General features: G+C 53.7%; 4 protein-coding genes and 1 pseudogene. 2 read left to right on the top strand and 3 right to left on the bottom strand.

Annotated features, from left to right (window positions below):
• Positions 1-53: 53 nt before the first annotated feature.
• Both BSG20_RS38265 and BSG20_RS34790 read left to right on the top strand, forming a co-directional pair.
• Positions 54-311 (top strand): DDE-type integrase/transposase/recombinase, encoded by a 258-nt coding sequence (locus tag BSG20_RS38265; RefSeq protein ID WP_420884151.1) that lies wholly within the window; start codon positions 54-56, stop codon positions 309-311.
• 57 nt (positions 312-368) lie between these two features.
• A pseudogene (locus BSG20_RS34790) lies at positions 369-623 on the top strand (IS5/IS1182 family transposase); the annotation flags it as partial.
• Between the two features lie 154 nt (positions 624-777).
• Here BSG20_RS34790 and BSG20_RS34785 read toward each other — a convergent pair.
• From BSG20_RS34785 to BSG20_RS34780, 3 genes are all read right to left on the bottom strand, one after another.
• Positions 778-1,350: a hypothetical protein gene (locus tag BSG20_RS34785; RefSeq protein WP_093041958.1), complete on the bottom strand. Its 573-nt coding sequence runs from the start codon at positions 1,348-1,350 to the stop codon at positions 778-780.
• A gap of 191 nt (positions 1,351-1,541) precedes the next feature.
• The gene (locus BSG20_RS36930; protein WP_177309936.1) at positions 1,542-1,703 is read right to left on the bottom strand and encodes a hypothetical protein; all 162 of its coding nucleotides are present in this window, start codon (positions 1,701-1,703) and stop codon (positions 1,542-1,544) included.
• Between the two features lie 332 nt (positions 1,704-2,035).
• On the bottom strand, positions 2,036-2,449 hold the full coding sequence (locus BSG20_RS34780) for a helix-turn-helix domain-containing protein (protein WP_244551850.1): 414 nt from the start codon (positions 2,447-2,449) through the stop codon (positions 2,036-2,038).
• Between the last annotated feature and the right edge of the window lie 1,215 nt (positions 2,450-3,664).

The raw sequence follows: 3,664 nt of genomic DNA, 5'->3' as shown, positions 1-3,664 counted from the left end.
AGCGCGAAAGCGATGTCGACGATAGAGTGGATCACGGTCTGTCATGAACCTTCATCGCACATCGAATTCCACATTCCGTTAAGTTGACGATGCCCAACCGGGCGGAGAATTCTCACCTGCCGTTCCGAAAACGGGAACGAACGCGACAGGGTTTCCGGTCGGTCGGCTCATTGCAGCATTTCGTGTCGATCTTCTCCGCCGTCCGAAATCTCTTCGTCCCATCCCAGACCAACCGCTCCGCAGCACAAATTCGAACCCATCGACGCCAAGCCATGGCCGCGTGGGAAGCCGTGAGTGCACGGCCTGCCTGAAAAGCGCGGTATCGGCCTCACGCGGCCACATTTCAAACAACGTGACAACGCCGACCGCCGGGTCAAAGGGACAAGCACATTGCCGCAATCGCAAGCGACGGTCGGCTGAAATGGCAGGCAGCCACCGGCTATGGCAAGCGGGCACTGAGCGAAACAGCCATCGGACGATACAAGGGGCTGATCGGACGGCGCCTGCGAGCACGCTCTCTTCCGGCTCAACAGACCGAGGTTGCCATCGGTTGCATCGTTCTCAACCGCATGCTGGCGTGTGGACGCCCGGAGTCTATCCCGCGTCAAGTCACGCAGGCATAACCAACTACATCAAAGATCGAAATGCGTTCGATTTCATATCCGCGCACCAACGCCGCTCAACACCTAACCGAACTCAAGGAACGCCGCCAAATGGTAGTGCTTTGCCCCTTGAGTTCTTTCATTGGAGACCACAATGCGTTGGACAGATTTAAGCTCAGCCTGTGAATTTCATTACCTGCCATGAGCCGCTTCCGCCATCACGATTAACGAGACGCGCACCCGTGACGCTGTACTTGAAGCCGCCAGCACCTACGCCGTTGGTGTCCAAAATGCCTCCCATTTGACCAAAAGTAGCCACCAAGTATATATTATCTTTGTCGATCAGCCTTGAATCATTGGCTTTATTTGCGGTACTAATAAGGATGTACCAGGCGGGGGTAATCGAATTATCATCCAAAGTGGCGGTGGTTGCCACGGGATAACCGCTGTTACTCGCCGGATTGGCGTTGAATAATGCCAAATAACTTCCATCTTTGTAATTTTGAAGAGTAATCTGATCACCACTGTAAACGTTGTCTCCAGTGTTCCTACTGGAGCCCGCCGGCCCTATTATTGTCCATTGCGTAGCATCGTCAACGTTTTGTAGGGCCGCCCACGTTCCAACAGCGTCCACGGCACTAATTACTTTCGATGCCCCGCCAATACCGAGGTAGCCACCTTTCCCATCTCCTCCGTATGCGTTGATGATGCGCATTTTATCGCCATATCTTAGATAATGATCTGCCATTTTTACGCTCCAGTTAGCGATGTGACGATCGACGCGACCGCACCATCAAAGATTTAATAAAGCAATTCAAATTGCCTAGATTTTCTGGAATTCCATTTTACCGAAATCTCACCACAGCCCATCGCTTTGGCCTTGATGCCTTCCACGTCCTCTCGCGCGACCAACTTTGGCGGGCTCCCTGGTCCATTGCTTCACCAGCAGACTGCACCCAAGTCGTTGAGCCTTGCGCCGACTTTCAACAGCTGTGAGTCGAGCTTCGAAATTTCCAATCTGGCGGCTCGAAGTTTCTCACGACTTTCAAGTTTAAGTTCAGTCAGCTCGGCAATTTTCTTTTCACCACGATCTTTGTTCATCTTTCACTCCCATGTTAAAGCATGCACCAATACTGTTGCTAACTACGCGTGCAAACTTGCCTAAATTCCTCACCCGCGCCACCTATCAAATTTGACAGGTAGCGAGCACGAACTGCGAACTTTACGGTGAGCCAGATTTCATCGTTACCAGGGGGCCCCAAGCCGCCAGTACGCCGCAACAGGCCAGTGAGAAATCATGACAGTAATTGAACGCTGGGAGGGGTAGCGTCGCTTTAACGTTTGCGGCGGTATTTACCGGCATGAACTCGAACCCGCCGACCGATGTTACGACGCACCGCTACAAGCGTCATCGTTTTCCCGCTGAGCCTGCGTCATGTAGAAGATCTGCTGGCTGAGCGCGGCATTGAGTGGCATCGTAAACTTAACGGATGAAAGGCCAGCGAAAGGCCATGTGGAGTGGCTGCAAACTCCAAGAATTCCACTACTTCCGACTTAACACCATTTTTGCCACTGCCGCTGCTTTCGTCGCTCGCGCTGCCGTCTTTAGGCGCGTCACCGAAAAAGTACGACACCGGCACTCCGAGCGTGTCTGCGATCAGTTGGAGACGGCCCGCTCCAATCCGGTTCCTGCCTTTTTCATACTTTTGCACCTGCTGAAATGTGACCCCGATAGCTTCCCCAAGCGCCTGCTGTGCCATCTCCATCCAGATCCGCCGGATTCGAATTCGTTGGCCGACAAGAATATCTACCTGGTTCGGAGTCTTTTTTTCGAGTCTATTTAGCACGCGGTTCTCCTCGTGAATTCTTGTTTCGGACCAGTGCTTGGCCGTCGGGCGACGATCGAGCAAGCCCGAGCGCCGCGGCTTCGCTCTCTAGTTTACTCCGGCCGTCCCTCAAATTTCATATTCGGGAATGCGCTCTTATAATGGGCAGAATACACCCCTCTTTGAACGGTAGATTACGTCCAATAACCATATAAGCTGAACGGCCAGTTTGGTTACACGCTCCGTGCTGACCACTGAGCACTCCCGCGGGGAGCAGTGATGTGCGCTGTCACCGACAGCTGTGTCTGTCTGCGGATTTAACATAATGGTTCCTAGGGCGGTCGTCCTCCTCGCAAGAAGCGAAATACTAGGTTCTTTGGACAGCTCTCCGCTTGCAGCCAGCCTACCAGATGAGAAAAAGCACCCTACCAAATAAGCGAGCTGAAGAAAAAGCGAATAAGACAGTGTCGTGCGACGTGGATGCCACCGGCAGCTTCCACCACCAACCCTGGAAGCCTTTCAAAAGCCATGCCAAGGGAAAAATGAGCTGAACAAACAGTGATTGCGGTGCCGTATCAGCTACTTAGCTTAGAAAAGACAACCCCACACGAAGCAAGCCCGTGTCGAGGAGCCGACAAAATTGACGACTACTTGTCGCGTAGCGTGCTGTCACGAGTCAGGACGGCAACAAGATAATGGCAGATCGTATGCTGAGGTATGTTCGAGCCGCTAAAGCGACTTAAACATGGAGTGACATGGATCGGATCCAATTCGAATGTGCGTGCTCTCGGCGTTCATCGATCGGTTCGCCATCCGAACCCGGTTCTTTTCATGTACGCTAGTCGTCTGCCCGTCAGCAGCCCCCATCACCCCGCCACAGAGACGCCTAAACTCAAGCATGATGCTCGCGAGTCGACGAAGTCGAGGAAAGTTGGCTCGAGCTTGTCCCGGGTTATGATGCGGCGGCGCCGCTTAAGTTTGGCGCGGGGATCTCCCAACGCCCACCGCTGCCGGTAGAGATCCGCTCAAAGCTGTGCTCCCGCTTGCGAAGACGGCGGGGCGGGATGCCTTCGGGTCGTCGCCCTCATCCAATGCCGTCGTGAAGGCAACGCGGTGTATTCGCAGACTGCACGGGGAAGGTAAAGCGGCGCTCCAAGTGTTTACCGAAGTCAACCAACTCTGTCCAGGCATCGTAAACTTAACGGATGAAAGGCCAGCGAAAGACGCCATCCGCAG

The sequence above is a fragment of the Rhizobium tibeticum genome, from assembly GCF_900110205.1.
Lineage (GTDB): Bacteria > Pseudomonadota > Alphaproteobacteria > Rhizobiales > Rhizobiaceae > Rhizobium > Rhizobium tibeticum.
The sequence above is the reverse complement of the archived record's forward strand: the minus strand, read 5'-3'. Positions and strand labels throughout refer to the sequence as shown.